The organism is Tersicoccus solisilvae, from assembly GCF_014643255.1.
GTDB lineage: Bacteria > Actinomycetota > Actinomycetes > Actinomycetales > Micrococcaceae > Tersicoccus > Tersicoccus solisilvae.
On record NZ_BMJI01000032.1, the window covers coordinates 1 to 19,562 of the forward strand.

Below are 19,562 nucleotides of genomic sequence, written 5' to 3' on the forward strand. Positions count from 1 at the left end.
GCCGTACTGGGGCCCGCCCTGCGGCGGGCCGTACTGGGGCCCGCCCTGCGGCGGGCCACCCTGGGGGCCGCCCTGCGGCGGGCCGTACTGGGGCCCACCCTGCGGCGGGCCGTACTGCGGACCACGCGGGCCGGCCGGCACCTGCGCCGGCAGCTGACCCACCTGCAGGCTCTGCAGCTGGTTGCGCGCCTGACCGGACACCTCCCGGTCCACCACGACGTCGAACGAGGACGCGATCACCTGGCTGGTCGAGGAGAAGTCCCGTTTGCCGCCCTGCATGGCGTAACTGATGACGCCGATGATCATCCAGAAGACGGCACCGATCAACACGGACGGGATCAGGGCCGCCAGCCCGCCGCTGCCCCCGAACAGGGAGAACAGGAAGCCGATGAACAGACCGAACATGGCGCCGCTCGCGGCGCCGGAGAGCGCCACCCGCGGGTAGCTCAGCTTCCCCGTGACCACCTCGACGCTCTTGAGGTCGTTGCCGACGATGCTCACGTGCTGCACCGGGAAGTCGTGGTCGGCCAGGTAGTCGACGGCCTTCTGGGCGTCCAGGTAGGACCCGTAGCGACCGACGGTCTCACCGTCGGGCAGGGTCCGGCCCCGGAGGGACGCATTCGCTCCACTGAACATGTTGGACATGCGACCATTCTCTCCCGATCCCCTGATCGATCGCCATGAAGCAACCCGGAGAGCGCCGCTGGTCGCGTCACAAGCGTGCCCGGACCGGCCCGGTCGAGGCCCGCCGCCGCCGCTCACGTACCCTGAACCGGTGACGAATTCTCCTGCTCTGGTCTTTGTCGCGCGCCTGCTCGGCATGGACGTGTTCGAGCCGCTCGGTGAGCGCCTCGGCCGCCTGCGCGACGTCGTCGTCGTGCACCGCAGCGCCAGCCGGCCGCCCCAGGTGGTCGGCATCATCGTCGAGGTGCTGGCGAAGAAACGCGTCTTCGTCGCGATGACCCGCGTGACGTCCATCGACAACGGCCAGATCCTCATCACCGGTTTGGTGAACTTCCGCCGGTTCCAGCAGCGTGGTGCCGAGATGCGCATCGCCGCCGAGCTGTTCGACCGCAAGGTGACCCTGACCGACGGCAGCGGTGTGGCGACCATCGAGGACGTCAGCATCGAACGCCAGCGCAACGGTGACTGGTACTGCTCCCAGCTGTTCGTCCGCCGCGGGCACAGCACCTCCCGGCTGCGGGGACTGCGCCGGGGCGAGACCCTGACCATCGACTGGGCCGACGCCTGGTTCGAGGATCAGCGCGAACCGCAGGGGGCGGTGCAGTTCCTCGCCGCGCACGAGGATCTCAAGGACGCCGACCTGGCGGACATGATGCACGAGATGAACGACAAGCGGATGCTCGAGATCGCGGCCGAGCTGCAGGACGAGCGCCTCGCCGACGTGCTGCAGGAGCTGCCCGACGACGACCAGGTGCAGATCCTCTCCGCCCTGGAGACCGACCGCGCCGCCAGCGTGCTGAACGAGATGGAGCCCGACGACGCGGCGGACCTGCTCTCCGAGCTGCCCGAGGAGCAGAAGGAGGAACTGCTCCAGCGGATGGAGCCCGACGACGCCGAGGACGTGCGCCGCCTGCTGCAGTACGAGGAGGGCACCGCCGGCTCGCTGATGACCCCGATCCCCGTCATCCTGCCGCCCGAGGCCACCGTGGCGGAGGCCCTCGCCCACGTGCGCCGGGAGGACATCTCCCCCGCCCTGGCCTCCGCCGTCTTCGTCACGCGCCCGCCCCTGGAGACCCCCACGGGGCGGTTCCTGGGCGTCGTGCACATCCAGCAGCTGTTGCGCTACCCGCCGCCCGAGGCGCTGGGCAACCTGGTGGACAAGAACCTCGAGCCGGTCACGGACCACACCTCCATCGTGGAGGTGTCCCGCACGCTGGCCAGTTACAACCTCAACTCGCTGCCGGTCGTGAACGACGCCGGACGCCTCGTGGGCGCCGTCACCGTGGACGACGTCCTCGACGCCCTGCTGCCGCAGGACTGGCGCAGCCACGACGACCCGCCGGCTCCCCCGACGACCCCGTCGCGCGTCCCCGTGACCGGCTCCACCCGGATCGGAGGACGCAGTGCCTGAGAACTACCGCCCCAAGGGCAGTGGCCTGGACACCCCGCAGGAGGCGAAGGCCCGGCTGCTGCCGCGGCTGACCCCGAACCCCGATGCGTTCGGCACCTGGACCGAGAACATGGCCCGCTTCCTGGGCACCCCGGTGTTCCTGCTGTACATGACGGTCTTCGTCGTGCTGTGGCTGGGGTGGAACACGTTCGCCCCGGAAGCCCTCCAGTTCGACCCGCGGGAGCTGAACTACACGCTGCTGACCCTGATCCTGTCGCTGCAGGCCTCCTACGCCGCTCCTCTGCTGCTGCTCGCGCAGAACCGGCAGGACGACCGGGACCGGGTGGCCCTCGAGCAGGACCGGCAGCAGGCCGCGCGCAATCTCTCCGACACCGAGTACCTGAACCGGGAGCTCGCCTCGGTGCGCATCGCGCTGCGCGACGTCGCCACCCGCGACTTCATCCGCTCGGAGCTGCGGTCCCTGCTCGAGGACCTCCAGGCCGAGGACGACGAGCACGGCACCGAGCCGCGACGTTCCCGGGAGAAGGCGGCGGGGCGCAAGTGAGCACGGGCCGCGACGACGTCCTGCGCCAGGCGCGGACGGCGCTGGCGCGGGTCCACGACCCGGAGCTGCGGCGGCCCATCACCGACCTGGGCATGCTCGAGGGCCTGGACCTGCAGGACGGCCGGCTGACCGTGCGCGTGCTGCTGACCATCGCCGGCTGCCCGCTGCGCTCGACCATCGAGGCCGACGTGCGCCACGCCGTCGCCGGGGTCCCCGGGGTGCACGCGGTCGACGTCGTGACGGGAGTGATGAGTCCGGACCAGCGGCAGCGGCTCAAGGACGACCTGCGCTCCGGGGGCCGGGCGAACCCGTTCGACGCGGCCTCGCTCACCCGGATCTACGCCGTCGCGAGCGGCAAGGGCGGGGTCGGCAAGTCCTCCGTCACGGTGAACCTGGCGGCGGCGCTGGCCGCCGCCGGGCTGCGGGTGGGCATCATCGACGCCGACGTGCACGGCTTCTCCGTTCCCTCCCTGATGGGCGTGCACCGCTCCCCCACCCGGGTGGACGAGATGATCCTCCCGCCGGTGGCGCACGACGTGAAGCTGATCTCGATCGGCATGTTCGTCGAGGGCAACCAGGCCGTCGCCTGGCGCGGGCCGATGCTGCACCGCGCACTGGAGCAGTTCCTCACCGACGTGTACTTCGGCGACCTCGACGTGCTGCTGCTCGACCTTCCGCCCGGCACCGGCGACATGGCGATCTCGGTGGCCCAGCTGCTGCCCACCGCCCAGCTGCTGCTCGTGACGACGCCCCAGTCCGCGGCTGCGGACGTGGCCGAGCGGGCGGGGCTGCTCGCCCGCCAGACCGGGCAGACGGTGGCCGGGGTGATCGAGAACATGGGCCCGATGACGCTGCCGGACGGCACCGTGCTGGACCTGTTCGGCGCCGGCGGCGGCGCGCAGCTGGCGGAGCGGCTCAGCACGACGCCCGGGGAGAAGGCCGGGAACGGGACGGGCAACGGGACGGCGGTCCCGCTGCTGGGCACGGTCCCGCTGGACCCGGCGCTGCGGCGGGCGGGGGACACGGGCACCCCCGTGGTGCTGGCGGAGCCGGACTCCCCGGCGGCCGGCGAGCTGCGCCGCATCGCCGACGACCTGCGCGGCCGGGGGCGGCACCTGCCCGGGCGCCCGCTGCCACTGTCCGTGCGCTGAGTCCGACGTCCTGAGTCCGGCGTCGTGGTGTCCGAGCCCGACGCCGCGGACGCGGGTGGCGGGCTGCCCGCCGGAGGTCCTAGGTGGCGTCGACGTCCCAGGGGGCGCGCTGGCCGGGCGCCAGGCCGGGCTGCGCGGCGATCGTCGGCACGGCCGTCTGCACCGCCGGGGCGGGCACCGGACTCGTCGTGGCCGGCTCGTCGTCGAGCAGGGCCTCCCGCACGATCCGCCGAGGGTCGTACTGCCGGGGGTCGAGGCGGCGCCAGTCGACGTCCTCGAAGTCGTCGCCGAGTTCGTCCTTGAGCTGCTGCCGCGCTCCCGTGGCGATGCGCTTGATCTCCCGGGTCAGGCGCGCCAGTTGGGACGCGTACTCGGGGATGCGCTCGGGGCCGAGCAGGAGGACAGCCAGGATCGCAATGACGATGAACTCCGAGCCATTGATTCCCAGCACGGCTCACACCCTATCGGGTCAGGACCGGACCGTCGGGGGCCGCGGTGGTCATGGCTGGCCGGTGAGCCGGTTGAGGCCCCGCACCACCCGGTGCACGAGGTCGTCGTCGCCGGCGGGCGCGGACCGGTCGACCTGCGCGTTGTCGGCCGCGGCGATCACCGACGCGACCTTCACCGCGTCGGCCGGCGACGTGTCGGACCGCAGGGAATACACCGCGTCGGCGACCCGGAAGACGACGTCCGACGTCGCTCCCGTCGCGGAGCGCGCGACCCAGAGTTCCGTGCCGTTGCTCGTCACCCGGCGGTACACGTCCGTGGACACCGCCCGGCCCGTCGCGCCGTCGATCATGCCGGTGGCGGCCCGGTCGGGGTGCTGCTCGACCAGGGTCAGGGCGTGCGCCGTGCTGCGCAGGTCCGCGACGACGGCCGGCTGGCCGCCTCGCTCGGTGAGCTCGGCCGACTCCGTCCAGTATCCGACGGTGTTCAGGTCGGGGCAGGTCCAGCCGGCGGCCCGCAGGTCGTCGACGTCGTCCGTGCTCAGGTTGCGGGTGCTGCCGTCGGCCAGGCTCGCGTCGAGGCCGGCCAGGGGTTGCCCGCTGGACGGGGCGGACGGTCGCTGGCCACCGAGGTACCAGGCCGCGCCGAGCACCACCACGCTGGCGAGCACCCCGAGCAGGACGAGGGAACGCAGGAGCTTCATCAGGCCCGGCCGACCCCCGCGATCGGGGACAGGCCGATGGCCGGCAGCACGGGCTGCCGGCGACCGGGCACCGTCCGTGCCGACGGCGGTCGTGCCGACTGCCGGCGCGACGGGTCCCGGTGGGCCAGCGCGTCGCGCAGCTTCGCCCGGCCGCGGTGGATCCGCGAGCGCACGGTGCCGAGTTTGAGCCCGAGGGCGTCGGCCACCTCGTCGTACGAGTAACCCTCCAGGTCGCTGAGCACGACGGCGGCGCGGAAGGACGGGGCCAGCTGGTTCAGCGCGGCCTGCACGTCGAGGTCCAGGTGGGCGAACTCGAAGCTGCGCTCGGGGCCCGGCTCGGCGGACGGCAGCCGATCCGCGCCGTCCTCTCCCAGGCTCTCGAACCGCACCCGGGAGCGCCGCCGGGCGCTGTCGAGGAAGAGGTTGGTGGTGATCCGGTGCATCCAGCCGGTCAGGGACCCGGGCTGGAAGGTGTCGAGGGAGCGGAAGACCCGGATGAAGGTCTCCTGCACGAGGTCCTCGGCGTCCTGACGGTTGCCGGAGAGCCGGTACGCGAGGCGGTACACGCGCGGGCCGTGATCGCGGACCAGCTCGTCCCACGGGGGCACGGCCTGGTCGGCGACCGCCACGGGAGCGGCGGGTGTCGAGCTCGTCATCTCCGTTGCGCCCCCGTTCCAGCAGCTGCTCGGTCCTGTTCCGTCGCCCACCATGGTGACCGATGAGGCTGGATGTTGACTGGGCATCGGCCCCGTGTTCCGGCGTCGACGCGGACAGGCTCGACGCGGCGCCGATGCCCTAAGCTGATCCGGACCCGCGCACCCCGCGCGAGCCTCGATCCACGGTCAGAGAGTGAGCGCATGAGTGCGGAGAAGTCGGCCAGCTGGTCCTACGCCGAGCAGCTGCCCACCGAGGACGAGGTGCTGCTGCGCGCCCGGGAGCGGTCCCACGAGCTCGGGGTGCCGGCCGTCTCGACCGGTGTCGCCGCGGCCCTGACCGTGCTCGCCGCCACGTCGAAGGCGCAGACCGTCGTCGAGGTCGGCACGGGTGCCGGCGTGTCCGGCGTCGCCCTGCTCGCCGGGCTGCCCGCCACCGCCGTGCTGACGACAATCGACGTCGACGTCGACCACCTCAAGGCCGCGCGTGAGTCCTTCGCCGACGCGGGCGTCGCGACCAACCGCACCCGCACGATCTCGGGCCGCGCCTCGCAGGTGCTGCCCCGGCTGACCGACGGCGCCTACGACCTGGTGTTCATCGACGCCGACAAGCCGTCCGCCCCGACCTACGTCGGGCAGGCGACCCGACTGCTCAAACCCGCGGGCCTGCTGATCGTGAACAACGCCCTCCACCACGACAAGGTGGCCAACCCGGCCGCCCGGGACGAGGTCACCACGGCGATGCGCCGCATCGAGCGGTCCCTGCGGGAGGACGAGCGGCTGCACACGGCGCTGCTGCCGACCGGTGACGGTCTGCTGCTGGCCGTGCGCCGCTGACCGTCGTCGTCCGCCCGCGCCGGCCGGTCCGCCAGACACAGAAGACGCCCGGCGAGAATCCGCCGGGCGTCCTGTGCGACGTCGACTGGTCAGCTGACTTGCTCGGTGACTCCGACCAGGCATTCCTTCAGTGCGGAGGCCTCGTCGGCGTTCAGCTCCACCACGAGCCGGCCGCCGCCTTCCAGCGGAACCCGCATGATCAAGCTGCGGCCTTCCTTGGTAACCTCCATCGGACCGTCACCGGTTCTCGGTTTCATGGCCGCCATGCGGGTACTGTCCTCTCCCTCGGATGTGCCGGCCCAGGTGCCGGCGGGGCGGTCGACGTCCCACGGGCGTGTGCGCCGTCACGGGGTCGACCCGCTCCATTATTCCAGCATCCCCGCCGTGGTCCGAATCACGTCGCCCGGGGCATTCCCGCGCGATCCGTGCGGGACGGGCCTGCCCCGGCCCGGGAGCCGGTCACGGCGGGTAGTCGCCGCCGCCGGGCAGGGGCACGTACCGCCAGAGCCAGGAGACCCACACGATCTGCAGGGCGAGGAACCCGAGGCCCAGCGTGATCCGGTACGCCCGGGAGCGGGAGGCCAGGACGGCGGCCAGCGCGAGGGGGAAGAGCGGCAGCAGCAGCCGGAAGGTGCTGGTCTGCGGGTGCAGCACGGCCGCGAGATACAGGGCGTAGCACAGGCACCAGCCCTGCAGATCGGACCCCAGCCGGCGCACCGGCGGGCTGAGCAGCACCAGCACGGTGACGACGCCGAGCAGCACCACGGCGATGGGCCCGAACACGGGGCCGAGGATCCAGCGCCCGCTGTCGAACCAGGGCACGAACAGCTCGAGGCCGCCGCCTCCGCGCCATGCGGTCTCCGTGTCGGTGTAGGCACGGGTCTGCCCGGTGACCAGCCAGGCGATCACCGGCCACGCCCAACCGCCCGCGATCGCGACCGCCAGCAGCGCCAAGCCGCGGACGCGGTGCGACCACGGGAAATCGGCGGAGCGCCACCGCAGCAGCAGGTGCACGGCCACGAGCAGCGCGAACGGCAGGCCCGCCGGCCGGGTCAGGCACATCGCGACGACGACGGGCGCCGCCGTCAGGTAGCGGTGCCGGGCGAGCAGGTACAGGGCCCCGGCGAGCAGCATCAGGTGCAGCGACTCGGCGTACGGGACCTGTAGCACGGCCGAGACCGGGAACAGGCAGATCAGCGTGACGGCTGCCAGGCTGTCGGCGGGCCCGGCCACGAGGCGGAACAGCCGGTGGATGATCAGCACCGCGCCCAGGCCCGCGACCACGGCCACGGTGGGCGCGAGCACGGTCCAGCCGAGGCCGGTGACGGCGGTGAGCCCGCGCACGAGGTACGGGAACAGTGCGTAGAACGCCCACGCGTTCTCCTGCGCGGAGCCGTCGGGATTGCGGGGAATGGACGGCGGGTACCCGGAGTCGTAGATCCGCTGGTACCAGGCGCTGTCCCAGATGTTGATGAACGCCCCGTAGTCGGGTTCTGAGGGCGTCCACGGGTTCGTGCTCTGGTGGCGGGCCACCGCCACGAACACGGCCGTCGTCACCACCCGGGAGAGCAGGTACACGACGCCGACCTGCACCCACCAGGGCCACCGGCCGAGGGCGGCAGTGACGCGGCCCGCGAGGTTCGAGGCACGGGCGGCGAGCAGCTGTGCGCGCAGCCGGCCCGCGGGCGCCGGTGCCGGAGACCGGTCGCCGGGCGGGGTCGTCGGCAGCAGCAGCGGGTCGTCCGACGCCTGCCCGGACCGGTCGCGTTCGGAGGTGCTCACGCCCGGCCCTGCTCCCGTCCGGTCGAGGCGAGCTCCCCCTCGAGGTCGGCGATGCGCTCGTCGCGGGCGACGAGCGCATCGCGCAGCACGTCGAGCACCTCGTCGACCTGGTCCATGCGGTACCCGCGCAGCCCGAGGGCGAACCGGATACCGTCCACCTGCTCCGCGAGCCGGTCTCCCGGGGCGGTCGGGTCGAACAACACCGCGGGCGCCGTGGCCACCGGCGTGGCGAGCGTCTCGCCCTCCGGGTCGTCCAGGCCCAGCAGCGTCGCACCGCGTCGAGCGGCCGGACCGGGCACCCGCCCGACAATGACGAGCGCGACGGCGCCGAGCACCAGCAGGGCGAGGACGACCAGGAGCAGGCTCACCGTGCCCATGGTGCCAGACCGGACGGGGAGTGACGGCGACGGCGTCAGTCGTGCCGGGGCGGCCCGTCGACCGGTGACCGCGCCGCGAGCACGCAGGCGGAGCCGGCGACGGCGGCGGCGAGGGTATCGGGATCCCGCGTGTAGGCGGTCCACCCCACCGCGGCGTACAGCCCGGCGAGTTCCTCCCGGCCGGGCAGCTCCTCGGCGACGTCGACGTGCGCGCTCATGCGGCCTTCCTCTGCCTCGGCTCAGGCCTCGACCGGGCCGCGGCTCGTGTACGGGTCCGTGTCCCGCAGCACCGCGGCGACCGCGTCGTCGGGGTCGTCCACCAGGCTGACCAGGTCCAGGTCCGCTTCCGAGATCATGCCCTCGGAGAGCAGGGTGCCGCGCACCCAGTCCCACAGCGGCGCCCAGAAGGCGGTGCCGACGAGGACCACCGGGAACCGGGTGACCTTGCGGGTCTGCACCAGCGTGAGCGCCTCGAACAGCTCGTCGAGCGTGCCGAAGCCCCCGGGGAGCACGACGAAGCCGCGGGCGTACTTGACGAACATCGTCTTGCGGGCGAAGAAGTACCGGAAGTTCACCCCGAGGTCCACCCAGGCGTTCAGCCCCTGCTCGAACGGCAACTCGATGCCCAGGCCCACCGACCGCCCGCCGGCCTCGGTGGCGCCCTTGTTGGCGGCCTCCATGGTGCCCGGTCCCCCGCCGGTGATGACCGCGAAGCCGCTGTGCGCCAGCCGGGACGCGATCTGCTCGGCGAGTTCGTACTCCCGGCTACCGGGCCGCACCCGCGCCGAACCGAACATGCTGACGGCGGGGCCGAGCCCGGCGAGCGCCCCGAACCCCTCGACGAACTCCCCCTGGATCCGCAGCACCCGCCAGGGGTCCTGATGGGTGAAGTCGTCGCCGTCGGCGCTCTGCAGCAGGTGTTCGTCCGCGGTGCCGTGCGGCTCCGGGTCCGTCCGCAGCTCGAGGGGACCCCGGCGGTGGGGGCGCGGGCGGGGACGGCCGTCGTCGTCCCCGTCCGGGACGTCGGCTTCAGCACTCATCCGTTCAGGCTAGTCGTCCGCGGGGACGCGTGCGGGTCCCGGCGCTCACGCCCCCACGACGGCCTCGGCGGTCCCCTCATCGGTCCGGGCGGAGCGGTCCATGTCCACGGACGGCGGCGCCTTCCGGAAGCCACGGGTGAGGACCGCCAGATAGACCGTGCCCAGGACGAGCCAGCCGACGCCCAGGGCGATGGCGAGCGGGCCCAGCTGCGTCAGGAGGTACAGGTCCACGAGGGCGCCCAGGGCGGGGAGCACCACGAAGCCGAGGACGGGGAGGCGGGTGCCCGCCCGGTACTGCCGGACGAAGTGCACGATGACGCAGCCGTTGACCGTGGCGAAGGTGAGGAACGCGCCGAAGTTGATGAACGACGTCGCCGTGTCGACCGCGAGGTTCACCGCCAGCATGGCGGCGACGCCCACGAGCAGCAGATTCAGCACGGGGGTCTTGAGCCGGGGGTGCAGCCGGCCGAAGAACCGGCGCGGCAGCACACCGTCGCGCCCCATGACGAACATCAGCCGGCTGGTGCTGGCCTGGATCGCCAGGCCCGAGGCGAACCCGCCGACGATGACGACGATATTGACCACGTCGGCGAAGATCTGGCCACCCACCAGGACCGACATGGTGTAGGACGCGGTCGAGGGGTCCTCGAAGGCTCCGCCGGGGTGGACCAGCTGCATGACGAAGGACACCCCGACGAAGATGACACCGCCGGCCAGGACGGTCAGCAGGATGCCCCGCGGGATGGTGCGTCCCGGGTCGATCGTCTCCTCACTCAGGGTGCTGACCGCGTCGAACCCGAGGAACGAGTACGCGGCGATCGCCGCCCCGGCCGAGACGGCCGCGAGGCTCGTGCCACTGTTCCACACGGGGGCGATCACGGAGTCGGGCGCGTGCGCTCCCAGGTGGCGCAGGCACATCACGACGAAGGCGGCGATGCCCAGCGCGGTGAGAGTCATCAGGGTCTTGTTGACCCGATCCGCCAGGACGATGCCGAGAACGTTGATCAGCGTCGTGACGGCGACGTTGATCACCAGCCAGCCCCACACGGGCACGATCGGGAACTGGGCATTGAGGTACACCGACTGGATCAGCCAGGCGACCATGGGAAGGAAGAAGTAGTCCAGCAGGATGGCCCAACCGGCGAGGAATCCGGTGCGGGGCCCGATCATCCGGCTGGCATAGGTGTAGGCCGAGCCCGAGGCCGGGAAGATCCGGGACATCTTGCCGTAGCTCAGCGCGGTCAGGGACATCGCGAGGGTGGCCACGACATAGGCGCTCGGCGTCGCGCCCCCGCTGGCCGAGGCGATGACGCCGAAGGTGAGCATGACGATCGCCGGTGACATGTAGGCCACCCCGAACGTGACCACGGAGGCCAGCGTCAGTCGCGGCGTGAGCGTGGGTGCGGTGGTCATGCGAGGCCTCCGTCGCGGGAAGCGGCTCCGGGGGTGGCTCGCGCGCCCGCGCCCTCCGGGACGGGCGCGCGGCCCCAGCGGTCGGGGTCGATCCGCCCGGAGTACAGCGGGAGCTCGATCTCGTCGGCGAACTCGGTGAACTGCTGCCAGGGCCTGGTCACGGCCGCGGTGCCGTAGGCGCGGGCATTGGCGACGTCGTCGAGATCGATCACGTCGGTCAGGACCCGGGATTCGGAGCTGTCCGATTCGATCCGCACACGCCCCTGAGGGTCGACGAGCAGGCTGCGGCCGGCGCCGTCGGGGGCGGCCGCGTTGACGCTGGCGACGAAGACCTGGTTCACGATGGCGTTCGCCCGGGCGAGGATCACCTCCTGCGCGCGGTCGGAGGTGGGCGTCTTCACCAGATTGAGAATCAGCTCGGCGCCCATCCAGGCCAGGTGTCGGCTCGCCTCCGGGAACCACGCGTCGTAGCAGATCGACAGGCCCAGACGGCCGACTCCCGCCAGGTCGAGCACGACGAACTCGGATCCCGCGGCGACGCGCTCGTAGGGACGCCAGGGGAACACCTTGCGGTAGGCGCCGACGCGCCGCCCCGACGGGGAATAGACGACCGCCGTGTTGTAGACCTGCCCGTCCTCGCCCCGCTCGAAGAAGCTTCCGGGGACGAGCCAGACGCCCAGATCACCGGCCATCTCCGCGAGCGCCCGCCCGGTGGGACCGTCGAGCGGCTCGGCCATCGACTCGATGAGCGCGGCCTCCTCGCCCGGTTCGGCGCTGCCGGTGTCGTGCAGGTGGAGCTCGGGGTACACGAACAGCTGGCTCTGCGGATGCGCACGGACGAGCCGCTCCAGGCCCGCGCCGAAGGTCCCGAGGTCGTTCACCGGTGCAGCCGGCGCCTGCGCCAGCGCGAGGGACAGGGGTCTTGACATCGATGCTCTCGACTCTCGATCGGTGTGGTCCAGGCCACAAACGTTAATTAACCAAAATTTATTTAACTAACTGCTCCGGTGTCAAGAGCCCGGCGCCACCGATTGTGCGATCATCGGGGCGTGGCTCGGCCGAAGGACCAGACGAAGAGACGCGACCAGCTCGTCGCGGCGACGGCCAGCGCCGTCCTCACCCATGGATCCACCGCCATGCGGCTGGCCGACATCGCCGAGGAGGCGGGCGTCCACTCGGCATCCGTCCTGTACTACTACCCCGATGTGCAGGAGCTCTTCGCCGAGGTGTTCGCCAAGGGCAGCGCCCAGTACGCCGAGCAGCGCGAGTCCCAGGTGGCCCGGGCCCGGACGTCGCGCGAGCGGCTCGAGGCGTGCATCAGTTCGGGCATCCCGTGGCCGGGCGCCCCCGAGGAGGCGAGCCGGATCCTCTACGAGCTGATCCCTGTGGTCCTGCGTCACGCGAAGGCGGCCGAACAGTACGAGCGGTTCGTCGACCGTCAGGCGGCCCTCTACGAGCGGATCCTCGACGAGGGACAGCGGTCCGGGGACTTCCGGCTGGTCCTTCCGGCCCCGGTGCTCGCCCGCAGTTTCGTGGCACTCGAGGACGGGTACGGCGTCAGCGTCCTGACCGGGACCATGTCGGCCGAGCAGGAGAAGGAGTGGTTGCTGCAGTACGCGCGCACCGTCGCGCCGGGCGCGCGGGACGACGCCGGGAGCGCGGATTTCACGGGGTCGTAACGGCCCGGCAGCGTGGGTGCGGCTCAGGTCACACATGTTCCGCTACATTCTTTCCATGGCAACTCACCCCGGGCCCGACACGTCCGACCCGGACGCGCGTCGGTCGACGCCGCTCGTCGCCGTCGACGGCGTCAACAAGTTCTACGGCGACTTCCAGGCGCTGAAGGACATCGATCTGGACATCCCGGCCGGTCAGGTGGTCATCCTCATCGGTCCCTCCGGCTCCGGGAAGTCCACCCTGTGCCGCACGATCAACCGGCTCGAGACCATCCAGTCCGGGACCATCAGCATCGACGGCAAGCCGTTGCCGGCCGAGGGCAAGGACCTGGCCGCCCTGCGCGCCGACGTCGGCATGGTCTTCCAGTCGTTCAACCTCTTCGCCCACAAGACGATCCTCGAGAACGTCACGCTCGGCCCGATCAAGGTCAAGGGCGTCAAGAAGGCCGACGCCGAGGCCGAGGCGCGCCGGCTGCTGGACCGGGTGGGCGTCGGCGCGCAGGCGGACAAGCTGCCGGCCCAGCTCTCGGGTGGCCAGCAGCAGCGCGTCGCGATCGCCCGCGCCCTGGCGATGAAGCCGAAGGTCATGCTGTTCGACGAGCCGACCTCCGCCCTCGACCCCGAGATGATCAAGGAAGTGCTCGACGTCATGGTCGAACTGGCGGAGAGCGGCATGACGATGATCGTGGTCACCCACGAGATGGGCTTCGCCCGCACCGCCGGGAACCGCGTGGTGTTCATGTCCGACGGCGAGATCGTCGAGGACACCGACCCGGAAACCTTCTTCACCAACCCGCAGAGCGCCCGCGCACAGGACTTCCTGTCGAAGATCCTGTCCCACTGAGTTCCTGTCCCACTGAGTTCCTGTCCCCCTGACACTCCTTCCACCGTTCACCATCCCGGGCTCCCGTGGGGGCACGCCCGATCGGCGGACCGCACCGGCCGCCGACACGAAAGGAAAACCATGCGAATCAAGGCAACGCTGCTGGCCACCCTGGCCGCGTCGGCTCTGGCACTGAGCGCCTGCGGAGGCGGTGCCAACCCCGGCGGAGACAGCGGCGACACCGCCCAGGCCGGCGATTCCGCCTCGCCGGCCGTCTCCTACCCGGTCGCGTCGAACGTCGCACTGACGGGAAGCCCGACCTACGACAAGATCAAGTCCGCCGGCAAGGTCGTCATCGGCGTCAAGGAGGACCAGCCGACGCTCGGCTTCAAGGACGCCATCACCGGTGAGCGCTCCGGCTTCGACGTCGAGATCGCCCGCTGGACCGCCGCATCTCTGGGCATGTCCGCGGACAAGATCGAGTTCAAGGCGATCCCCTCCGCCCAGCGTGAGAGTGCCCTGGCCAACGGCGACGTCAACCTGTACGTGGGCACCTACTCGATCACCGACAAGCGCAAGAAGCAGGTCGACTTCGCGGGCCCGTACTTCGTCACCGGGCAGAGCCTGCTGGTGAAGAAAGACAGCGACATCACCGGCATCGACGGCATGAACGGCAAGAAGGTGTGCTCGGCCACCGGGTCGACCCCGATCCAGAACATCAAGGAGAAGTACCCGCAGGTCGCCACCACCGAGTTCGACACGTACTCACAGTGCGTGGACGCCCTCAAGAACGGCCAGGCCGACGCGGTGACCACCGACGAGGCGATCCTGCTCGGTTACGCCGCCCAGGACCCGGACAACCTCAAGACCGTGGGCGAGCCGTTCTCCACCGAGAAGTACGGCGTCGGCCTGCCCAAGGGCGACACGGCGCTGCGCACGTTCATCAACAAGATGTTCACGGACGGCGGCAGCACCTGGACGAAGATCTACGACGCGACGCTCGGCAAGTCCGGCAAGAAGGTCGAGCAGCCCGCCGTCGAGAGCTACTGAGCCGACGACCGTCGCATCGGGCCCTGCTCGACGTGACGTGCGCCGGTGCGGACGGGACCCCCGTCCGCACCGGCGCATCCGGCCTCGCCGGACGCCGTACCCGTCGTTCCGCTGAAAGGGCGACCACCTCGTGAACACCCTGCTGGACAACCTGGACCTCTTCGTCGAGGGCTTCAAGAACACCCTGATCCTGTTCTTCTTCTCGGCGATCTTCTCGCTGCTGCTCGGCCTCGTGATCGCCGGGTTCCGGGTCTCCCCCGTCACCCCGCTCCGGGCCTTGGGCACCCTTTACGTCAACACCGTGCGCAACACCCCGCTGACGCTGGTGCTCTTCTTCTTCGCCTTCGGCTACCCGCGCCTGGGCCTGCCCGGCGCGCAGAGCTACCTCGTGCTCGCCGTCATCGGCCTGTCGATCTACACGGCGACTTACATGGCGGAGGCCATCCGGTCCGGCATCAACACCGTCCCGGTCGGTCAGGCGGAGGCCGCCCGCGCCATCGGCATGCCGTTCGGGATGACGATGACGCAGGTGATCATGCCGCAGGCCGTGCGCGCCGTCGTGCCGCCCCTGATGAACGTCTTCATCGCCCTGCTGAAGAACACCACCGTGGCCGCCGGCTTCTCCGTCATGGAGGCCGGCGCGATCCGCGCCAACCTCTCCGAGCGCGGCGAGCCCGCCATGGCGTCGATGCTGTGGGTGATCGCCGGCTTCGTCGTCCTCGTGCTCATCCTCTCCGGCGTGCAGCGCTGGTTCGAGAAGAAGTGGAGCCTGGCCCGATGACCTCCGTCCTGTACGACGTCCCCGGCCCACGCGCCCGTCGGCGCAACGTCATCCTCGGGGTGGTGGGCCTGCTGATCGGTCTCGGGGTGATCGGTTTCATCGTCTACCGGTTCGCCGTGACCGGCCAGTTCTCCGCACGGCTGTGGCGTACGTTCGCCTACCCGCAGGTCCAGTCCGCGTTCCTCGACGCGGCGCTGAACACGCTGCGCGCCTTCGCGCTCGCCTCGGTCCTCAGCGTCGCCCTCGGCCTCGTCCTGGCCGTCGGCCGGCTCTCCGACCGCCGGTGGATCAGCCGCCCGGTCGGCTGGATCACCGAGCTGTTCCGGGCGGTGCCCGTGCTGCTGCTGATGGGCGTCGTCTACTACGGCCTGCCCAGCATCGGCGTGCAGGGCATCACCCCCTACCTGGCCGTCGTCGTCGGCCTGACGCTCTACAACGGCTCCGTCCTCGCCGAGGTGTTCCGCGCCGGGATGCAGGCCATCCCGCGTGGCCAGGTGGAGGCCGGGTACGCGATCGGACTGCGCAAGAGCCAGGTCACGTCGATCGTGCTGCTGCCCCAGGCGGTGCGCCTGATGCTGCCGGTGATCATCTCCCAGCTGGTCGTCGTCATGAAGGACACCGCGCTGGGCTTCATCGTCACGTACAACGAGATCCTGTTCTACGCGAAGTACCTGGGGAGCCAGGGCCAGCTGGGCTCGCCGATCATCCCCGCCGCGATCGTCGCCGCCGTCCTGTACATCGGCATGTGCCTGATCCTCTCCGGCGTGGCCAAGCTGCTGGAGTGGCGGCTGAACCGCTCCGGGCGGACCGGGAACACGCGCGCCCCGGCCCGGGTGCCGGCGGGCGACGGCGCCGCGGTCTGAGTCCGCACCGGCGCTCTTGGCGGGGAAGGCGCGTCTTCGCCGTCGGGCCGTCGCACACGTTCCTCGACCTACGGTCGCGCGCACCCTGGAACCGGGAGCAGAATTCCCGTTCACCTTCGATCGGGGCGACGACTGGACACACCGGTGGGTGGTCGGATCGGACGAGGTCGATCCGTTCGACGTACTCGGCATCCGTCCGGACGCGCCCCCGCTGGCTCCGGTATGACCGCAGCGGTTCGCGGTCTTCACCGAGCGGCAGCGCGACCCCCCGTACGGGAACGGCTGAAGCAGGCGATCGAGGGCAAGGGCGCCTCCCGCCGGTTCCGCGACCTCGTCCGGGATGAGGCGTTGACCGATCAGTGGCGCGCCTTCTCCGCCGACCGGCGGCTCGGCCGAGCCCGTGCATTCCTCGCCGGCCAGGGCATCCGAGGGGGAACTTCGACAACACCTTGACGCCGTAATCACGTAAGCGTGTAATCATCCCGTGGACGAGATGCAGGGGTGGTTCGTCGGGCGGCTGCCCGACGACTGGTACGAGGGTGAGCCGGAGGTGACGGCGGACCGCGAGGAGATCGTCGTCGTCGTCCCGTTGCCGGTGCCGCCTTCCGACGGCGGCGGCGACGAGGCAGTGCTGCGGTCGACGGAGGCCGGCCGCATCGAGCGATTCCGTGAGGACACCCGGGAGCAGCGGATGCGGATCGCCGACGACGCCGAGCGCCGGTTCGGTCGCAAGGTCGCGTGGGGCGCGGTCTGCGGGCAGACGAGGACGACGTTCACGAATCTCTCGATCCCGGTGATGACGCGCCTGCGCCAGCCCGAACGGCGGGTCCTCGACACCCTCGTCGAGGCCGGCGTCGCCCGCTCGCGGTCCGACGCGCTCGCCTGGTCGGTCCGGCTGGTCGGCCAGCACGAGGCCGACTGGATCGAGCAGCTGCGCGACGCGCTGGGCGCGGTCCGCCAGGCGCGCAGGTCCGGTCCGGCCGCCTGACCACACCCGGTCCCGCTCAGACCCGGGTGCGGGTCACCTCGGTGACGGTGACGGTCAGCGCCGCCTCGACGCGGGCGATCGCCTCGGCCAGCTCGCCGGCGCGCAGCCGGCGCGTCCCGGCGAACGACGCGACCACCAGGGCGCGCCGGGCGCCGGTGCCGATCAACCGCCACCAGCCGGTGATCCGGCCGTCCACCAGCAGGGGTGGGCGCACCTGCCCGTTCGCCGCGCTCCACAACAGCGTGTGATGCTCCGCGGTGACGAACCGGTCCCGGCCGCGCGGGGCGTAGCCGCAGAACAGGGCGTCGAACTCCGGCAGCAGCCGCACGCCCGGACGGGCTGCCGCGGCGGGAACGTCCGGCACGTCGAGATACCGCCGGTGCCCCGGTCCCGGGCGCGTCGTGAGCGCGTCACCGAGCCGCTCCTGGAGCCGGCCGACCGCGTCGTCCACCACTGTCAGGGGCAACCCCGCCCACCACGCCAGATCCTCGCGGGTGGCGGGACCGTGGGCGCGCAGATGGAGCAGGACCGCCTCGTCGAGCGCATCGTCCACCGCCGGCAGGGGCAGGCCGGTCACCGCTGCCGCGGACCGGTAGCCGGGCGCACCCTGGCGGTCCCAGCCACCCCGCAGCGGCCGGCGCACCAGGCCGCCGTGCCCGAAGGCGAGATAGCGTCCGGCCTGGTCGGCGACGCGTCCGGGATCGCCGCCGTGCTCCGCCAGCCAGCCGGCAAGGTGGTCCTGCAGCCCCTCGGGCGTGCGCCAGGTGTCCGCCGCGAACACCTCCGTCGCTTCCCACAGCTCCTCCAGCGCACCGTCCGGCAGCCGTGTCCCGTCGGGGCGCAGCAGGGTCCGCTCCCAGAGTCGGCGTTGTCCGACCCGGGTGACGGCGTCGAGGATCCGGTGCTGGGCCGGCGTCGCCGTGTGGACGGTGCCGCGCAGGGTGCTCCCCCGCACGACGTCGGCCGTCTCGTAGGCGTCGGTGAGCCCCGCGTGGGTGACGAGCGGGGACCGGGCCGCGAGGCCCAGGAACGCCGAGCGCGCGGTCTGAGTCTGGATCGGCCCCACGCGGTCGAGCAGCGGCACCGGCGTCAGCGGCTCGGCGGGAAACTGCCGGGCGAGGGTCAGTGCGGCGAGCTCGTCGGTCTCGAGCGGCTCGTCCATCGGCTCCCCTCCCGGAACGGATCAAAGCCCGGGCCTCGGGCCGGTGCTGCACGGAAATCACCGCCAGCCTAGGAGAATGGCGGTCATGTCGCCTGCTTCCCCGCCGACGGTGCCGACCAGCTTGCAGGAGCGTCGTCTGCTGGGGCCGGTATGGGGCTCGTGGCTGGACCGGCTGCCGCGCCTGGCCGCGACGCTCCTGGACGAGTGGCAGCTCACGGTCGACGGCGACGCGATGCACGGCTGGTGCTCGCTCGTGCTGCCGGTGCTCACGGCCGAGGGACGCGAAGCGGTCCTGAAGATCGGCTTCGACGGAGACGACGAGTCCCTGCACGAGCCGCAGGCGCTGACGCGCTGGAACGGGGACGGTGCGGTCCGCCTGCTGCGCGCCGACCCGCGGCGCCGCGCCCTCGTCCTCGAACGGCTGCGGATCCGGGACCTCACGGCCGTGCCCGTGACCGAGGCCGGCGACGTCCTCGCCACGCTGTACCGGCGCCTGCACCGGCCCGCCGGCCCCCCGTTCCCGACGGTCACCGACGTGGCGGGCACGTGGCTGGACGACCTCCAGGCCCTCGGTCCGGACGTCCCGCTCCCCCGGAGTCTGCGCGCCCAGGCACTCTCCCTCGGCCGGGACCTGCTCGCCGACCCGCCGGGCACACCGGTCCTGCTGCACGGGGACCTGCACTGGGAGAACGTGCTGGCGGTCGACGACGCGGCGGACGGGTCGAGCCCGGACCGCTGGCGGGCGATCGATCCCAAACCGATGGTCGGCGACATCCACCTCGAACCGGCGCCGCTGGTGTGGAACCGCTGGCAGGAGCTTCAGCAGCACCGCCGCGGCCCCCGCGCGGGCATCCGGGAGCGGCTCTCCTTCGTCACGGACGCCACCGGCCTGGATCACGACCGGGTGCGCGACTGGTTCCTGGTCCGCGTGGTGCTGAACGCGGCCTCGACCGTCGCCGATGCGCGCCGCGCGTCCCGGGCGCTGACGGACCTGGAGCAGCGTGGCCTCACCTGGTGCGTGACGATGGCCAAGGCGGTTCAGGACTGACGCGCTGCCCTTCCCCGCCAGCTCGTCAATAGATGTGATGTCCAGGGACGTTGTCCCGGTTTAGGGCGGTGAGTCGGGCTGACAAATGAAGGCCTCCGGATGTGAAGTGGAGCTGTCGAGGAACCACTG

At 71.6% G+C, this 19,562-nt stretch carries 23 protein-coding genes; 11 read left to right on the forward strand and 12 right to left on the reverse strand.

What is annotated here, in order from left to right; genetic code table 11:
• On the reverse strand, window positions 1–645 hold a 645-nt coding region (locus IEX22_RS14855; RefSeq protein WP_188669181.1), incomplete at its 3' end, for a YflT domain-containing protein.
• Window positions 646–820: 175 nt separating this feature from the next.
• On the opposite strand from IEX22_RS14855, the gene IEX22_RS14860 reads away from it, so the two are divergent.
• Genes IEX22_RS14860 through IEX22_RS14870 form a run of 3 tightly spaced genes read left to right on the forward strand, consistent with a single transcriptional unit; the run spans window position 821 to window position 3,790 of the window.
• Entirely contained in the window at window positions 821–2,095 is a 1,275-nt protein-coding gene (locus IEX22_RS14860) for a magnesium transporter MgtE N-terminal domain-containing protein (protein WP_438816636.1), read from the forward strand.
• Window positions 2,088–2,639 (forward strand): DUF1003 domain-containing protein, encoded by a 552-nt coding sequence (locus tag IEX22_RS14865; protein ID WP_188669183.1) that lies wholly within the window; start codon window positions 2,088–2,090, stop codon window positions 2,637–2,639. The genes IEX22_RS14860 and IEX22_RS14865 overlap by 8 nt, the downstream gene beginning before the upstream one ends.
• On the forward strand, window positions 2,636–3,790 hold the full coding sequence (locus tag IEX22_RS14870) for an Mrp/NBP35 family ATP-binding protein (protein ID WP_229660086.1): 1,155 nt from the start codon (window positions 2,636–2,638) through the stop codon (window positions 3,788–3,790). Before IEX22_RS14865 ends, IEX22_RS14870 begins: the two co-directional genes overlap by 4 nt.
• Before the next feature lie 79 nt (window positions 3,791–3,869).
• Here IEX22_RS14870 and IEX22_RS14875 read toward each other — a convergent pair whose 3' ends face one another.
• The 3 genes from IEX22_RS14875 to sigE are packed head-to-tail and all read right to left on the reverse strand — an operon-like array spanning window position 3,870 to window position 5,596.
• Entirely contained in the window at window positions 3,870–4,241 is a 372-nt protein-coding gene (locus IEX22_RS14875) for a twin-arginine translocase TatA/TatE family subunit (RefSeq protein WP_188669184.1), read from the reverse strand.
• Between the two features lie 48 nt (window positions 4,242–4,289).
• Complete coding sequence (locus IEX22_RS14880) at window positions 4,290–4,940, reverse strand: hypothetical protein (protein ID WP_188669185.1); 651 nt, start codon at window positions 4,938–4,940, stop codon at window positions 4,290–4,292.
• The gene (sigE, locus tag IEX22_RS14885; RefSeq protein WP_188669186.1) at window positions 4,940–5,596 is read right to left on the reverse strand and encodes an RNA polymerase sigma factor SigE; all 657 of its coding nucleotides are present in this window, start codon (window positions 5,594–5,596) and stop codon (window positions 4,940–4,942) included. Before sigE ends, IEX22_RS14880 begins: the two co-directional genes overlap by 1 nt.
• Before the next feature lie 201 nt (window positions 5,597–5,797).
• Here sigE and IEX22_RS14890 point away from each other — a divergent pair, with 201 nt between their 5' ends.
• Complete coding sequence (locus tag IEX22_RS14890; protein WP_188669187.1) at window positions 5,798–6,430, forward strand: O-methyltransferase; 633 nt, start codon at window positions 5,798–5,800, stop codon at window positions 6,428–6,430.
• An 89-nt stretch (window positions 6,431–6,519) separates the two neighbouring features.
• Here IEX22_RS14890 and IEX22_RS14895 read toward each other — a convergent pair whose 3' ends face one another.
• The 7 genes from IEX22_RS14895 to IEX22_RS14925 all read right to left on the reverse strand — a co-directional run bounded on the left by IEX22_RS14895 (window position 6,520) and on the right by IEX22_RS14925 (window position 11,971).
• On the reverse strand, window positions 6,520–6,696 hold the full coding sequence (locus IEX22_RS14895) for a DUF3117 domain-containing protein (RefSeq protein WP_188669188.1): 177 nt from the start codon (window positions 6,694–6,696) through the stop codon (window positions 6,520–6,522).
• 193 nt (window positions 6,697–6,889) lie between these two features.
• Entirely contained in the window at window positions 6,890–8,212 is a 1,323-nt protein-coding gene (locus tag IEX22_RS14900) for a putative hexosyltransferase (protein WP_229660087.1), read from the reverse strand.
• A complete protein-coding gene (locus IEX22_RS14905) occupies window positions 8,209–8,589 on the reverse strand; it encodes a DivIVA domain-containing protein (protein ID WP_188669189.1) in 381 nt (126 codons plus the stop codon). The genes IEX22_RS14900 and IEX22_RS14905 overlap by 4 nt, the downstream gene beginning before the upstream one ends.
• Window positions 8,590–8,624: 35 nt before the next feature.
• Window positions 8,625–8,807 (reverse strand): hypothetical protein, encoded by a 183-nt coding sequence (locus IEX22_RS14910; RefSeq protein ID WP_188669190.1) that lies wholly within the window; start codon window positions 8,805–8,807, stop codon window positions 8,625–8,627.
• A gap of 21 nt (window positions 8,808–8,828) precedes the next feature.
• A complete protein-coding gene (locus IEX22_RS14915) occupies window positions 8,829–9,629 on the reverse strand; it encodes an LOG family protein (protein WP_188669191.1) in 801 nt (266 codons plus the stop codon).
• A gap of 45 nt (window positions 9,630–9,674) precedes the next feature.
• Window positions 9,675–11,042, reverse strand: coding sequence for an APC family permease (locus tag IEX22_RS14920; RefSeq protein WP_188669192.1), 1,368 nt, complete (start codon window positions 11,040–11,042; stop codon window positions 9,675–9,677).
• Window positions 11,039–11,971: a carbon-nitrogen hydrolase family protein gene (locus IEX22_RS14925; protein WP_188669193.1), complete on the reverse strand. Its 933-nt coding sequence runs from the start codon at window positions 11,969–11,971 to the stop codon at window positions 11,039–11,041. Before IEX22_RS14925 ends, IEX22_RS14920 begins: the two co-directional genes overlap by 4 nt.
• Window positions 11,972–12,091: 120 nt before the next feature.
• On the opposite strand from IEX22_RS14925, the gene IEX22_RS14930 reads away from it, so the two are divergent.
• From IEX22_RS14930 to abmR, 6 genes are all read left to right on the forward strand, one after another.
• A complete protein-coding gene (locus tag IEX22_RS14930; RefSeq protein WP_188669194.1) occupies window positions 12,092–12,721 on the forward strand; it encodes a TetR/AcrR family transcriptional regulator in 630 nt (209 codons plus the stop codon).
• 55 nt (window positions 12,722–12,776) lie between these two features.
• Window positions 12,777–13,562, forward strand: coding sequence for an amino acid ABC transporter ATP-binding protein (locus IEX22_RS14935; protein ID WP_188669195.1), 786 nt, complete (start codon window positions 12,777–12,779; stop codon window positions 13,560–13,562).
• 120 nt (window positions 13,563–13,682) lie between these two features.
• Window positions 13,683–14,591, forward strand: coding sequence for a glutamate ABC transporter substrate-binding protein (locus tag IEX22_RS14940; RefSeq protein ID WP_188669196.1), 909 nt, complete (start codon window positions 13,683–13,685; stop codon window positions 14,589–14,591).
• Between the two features lie 130 nt (window positions 14,592–14,721).
• Window positions 14,722–15,372 carry an amino acid ABC transporter permease gene (locus IEX22_RS14945; protein ID WP_188669197.1) on the forward strand — a complete coding sequence of 217 codons (651 nt, stop codon included), beginning with the start codon at window positions 14,722–14,724 and terminating at the stop codon, window positions 15,370–15,372.
• Window positions 15,369–16,235 (forward strand): amino acid ABC transporter permease, encoded by an 867-nt coding sequence (locus IEX22_RS14950; RefSeq protein ID WP_188669198.1) that lies wholly within the window; start codon window positions 15,369–15,371, stop codon window positions 16,233–16,235. Before IEX22_RS14945 ends, IEX22_RS14950 begins: the two co-directional genes overlap by 4 nt.
• A 493-nt stretch (window positions 16,236–16,728) precedes the next feature.
• Complete coding sequence (abmR, locus tag IEX22_RS14955; RefSeq protein ID WP_188669202.1) at window positions 16,729–17,223, forward strand: ATP-binding transcription factor AbmR; 495 nt, start codon at window positions 16,729–16,731, stop codon at window positions 17,221–17,223.
• Between the two features lie 16 nt (window positions 17,224–17,239).
• Here abmR and IEX22_RS14960 read toward each other — a convergent pair whose 3' ends face one another.
• Window positions 17,240–18,385, reverse strand: a complete 1,146-nt coding sequence (locus IEX22_RS14960; RefSeq protein ID WP_188669199.1) for a winged helix DNA-binding domain-containing protein — start codon at window positions 18,383–18,385, stop codon at window positions 17,240–17,242.
• Window positions 18,386–18,470: 85 nt separating this feature from the next.
• On the opposite strand from IEX22_RS14960, the gene IEX22_RS14965 reads away from it, so the two are divergent.
• On the forward strand, window positions 18,471–19,433 hold the full coding sequence (locus tag IEX22_RS14965) for an aminoglycoside phosphotransferase family protein (protein ID WP_188669200.1): 963 nt from the start codon (window positions 18,471–18,473) through the stop codon (window positions 19,431–19,433).
• Window positions 19,434–19,562: the final 129 nt, after the last annotated feature.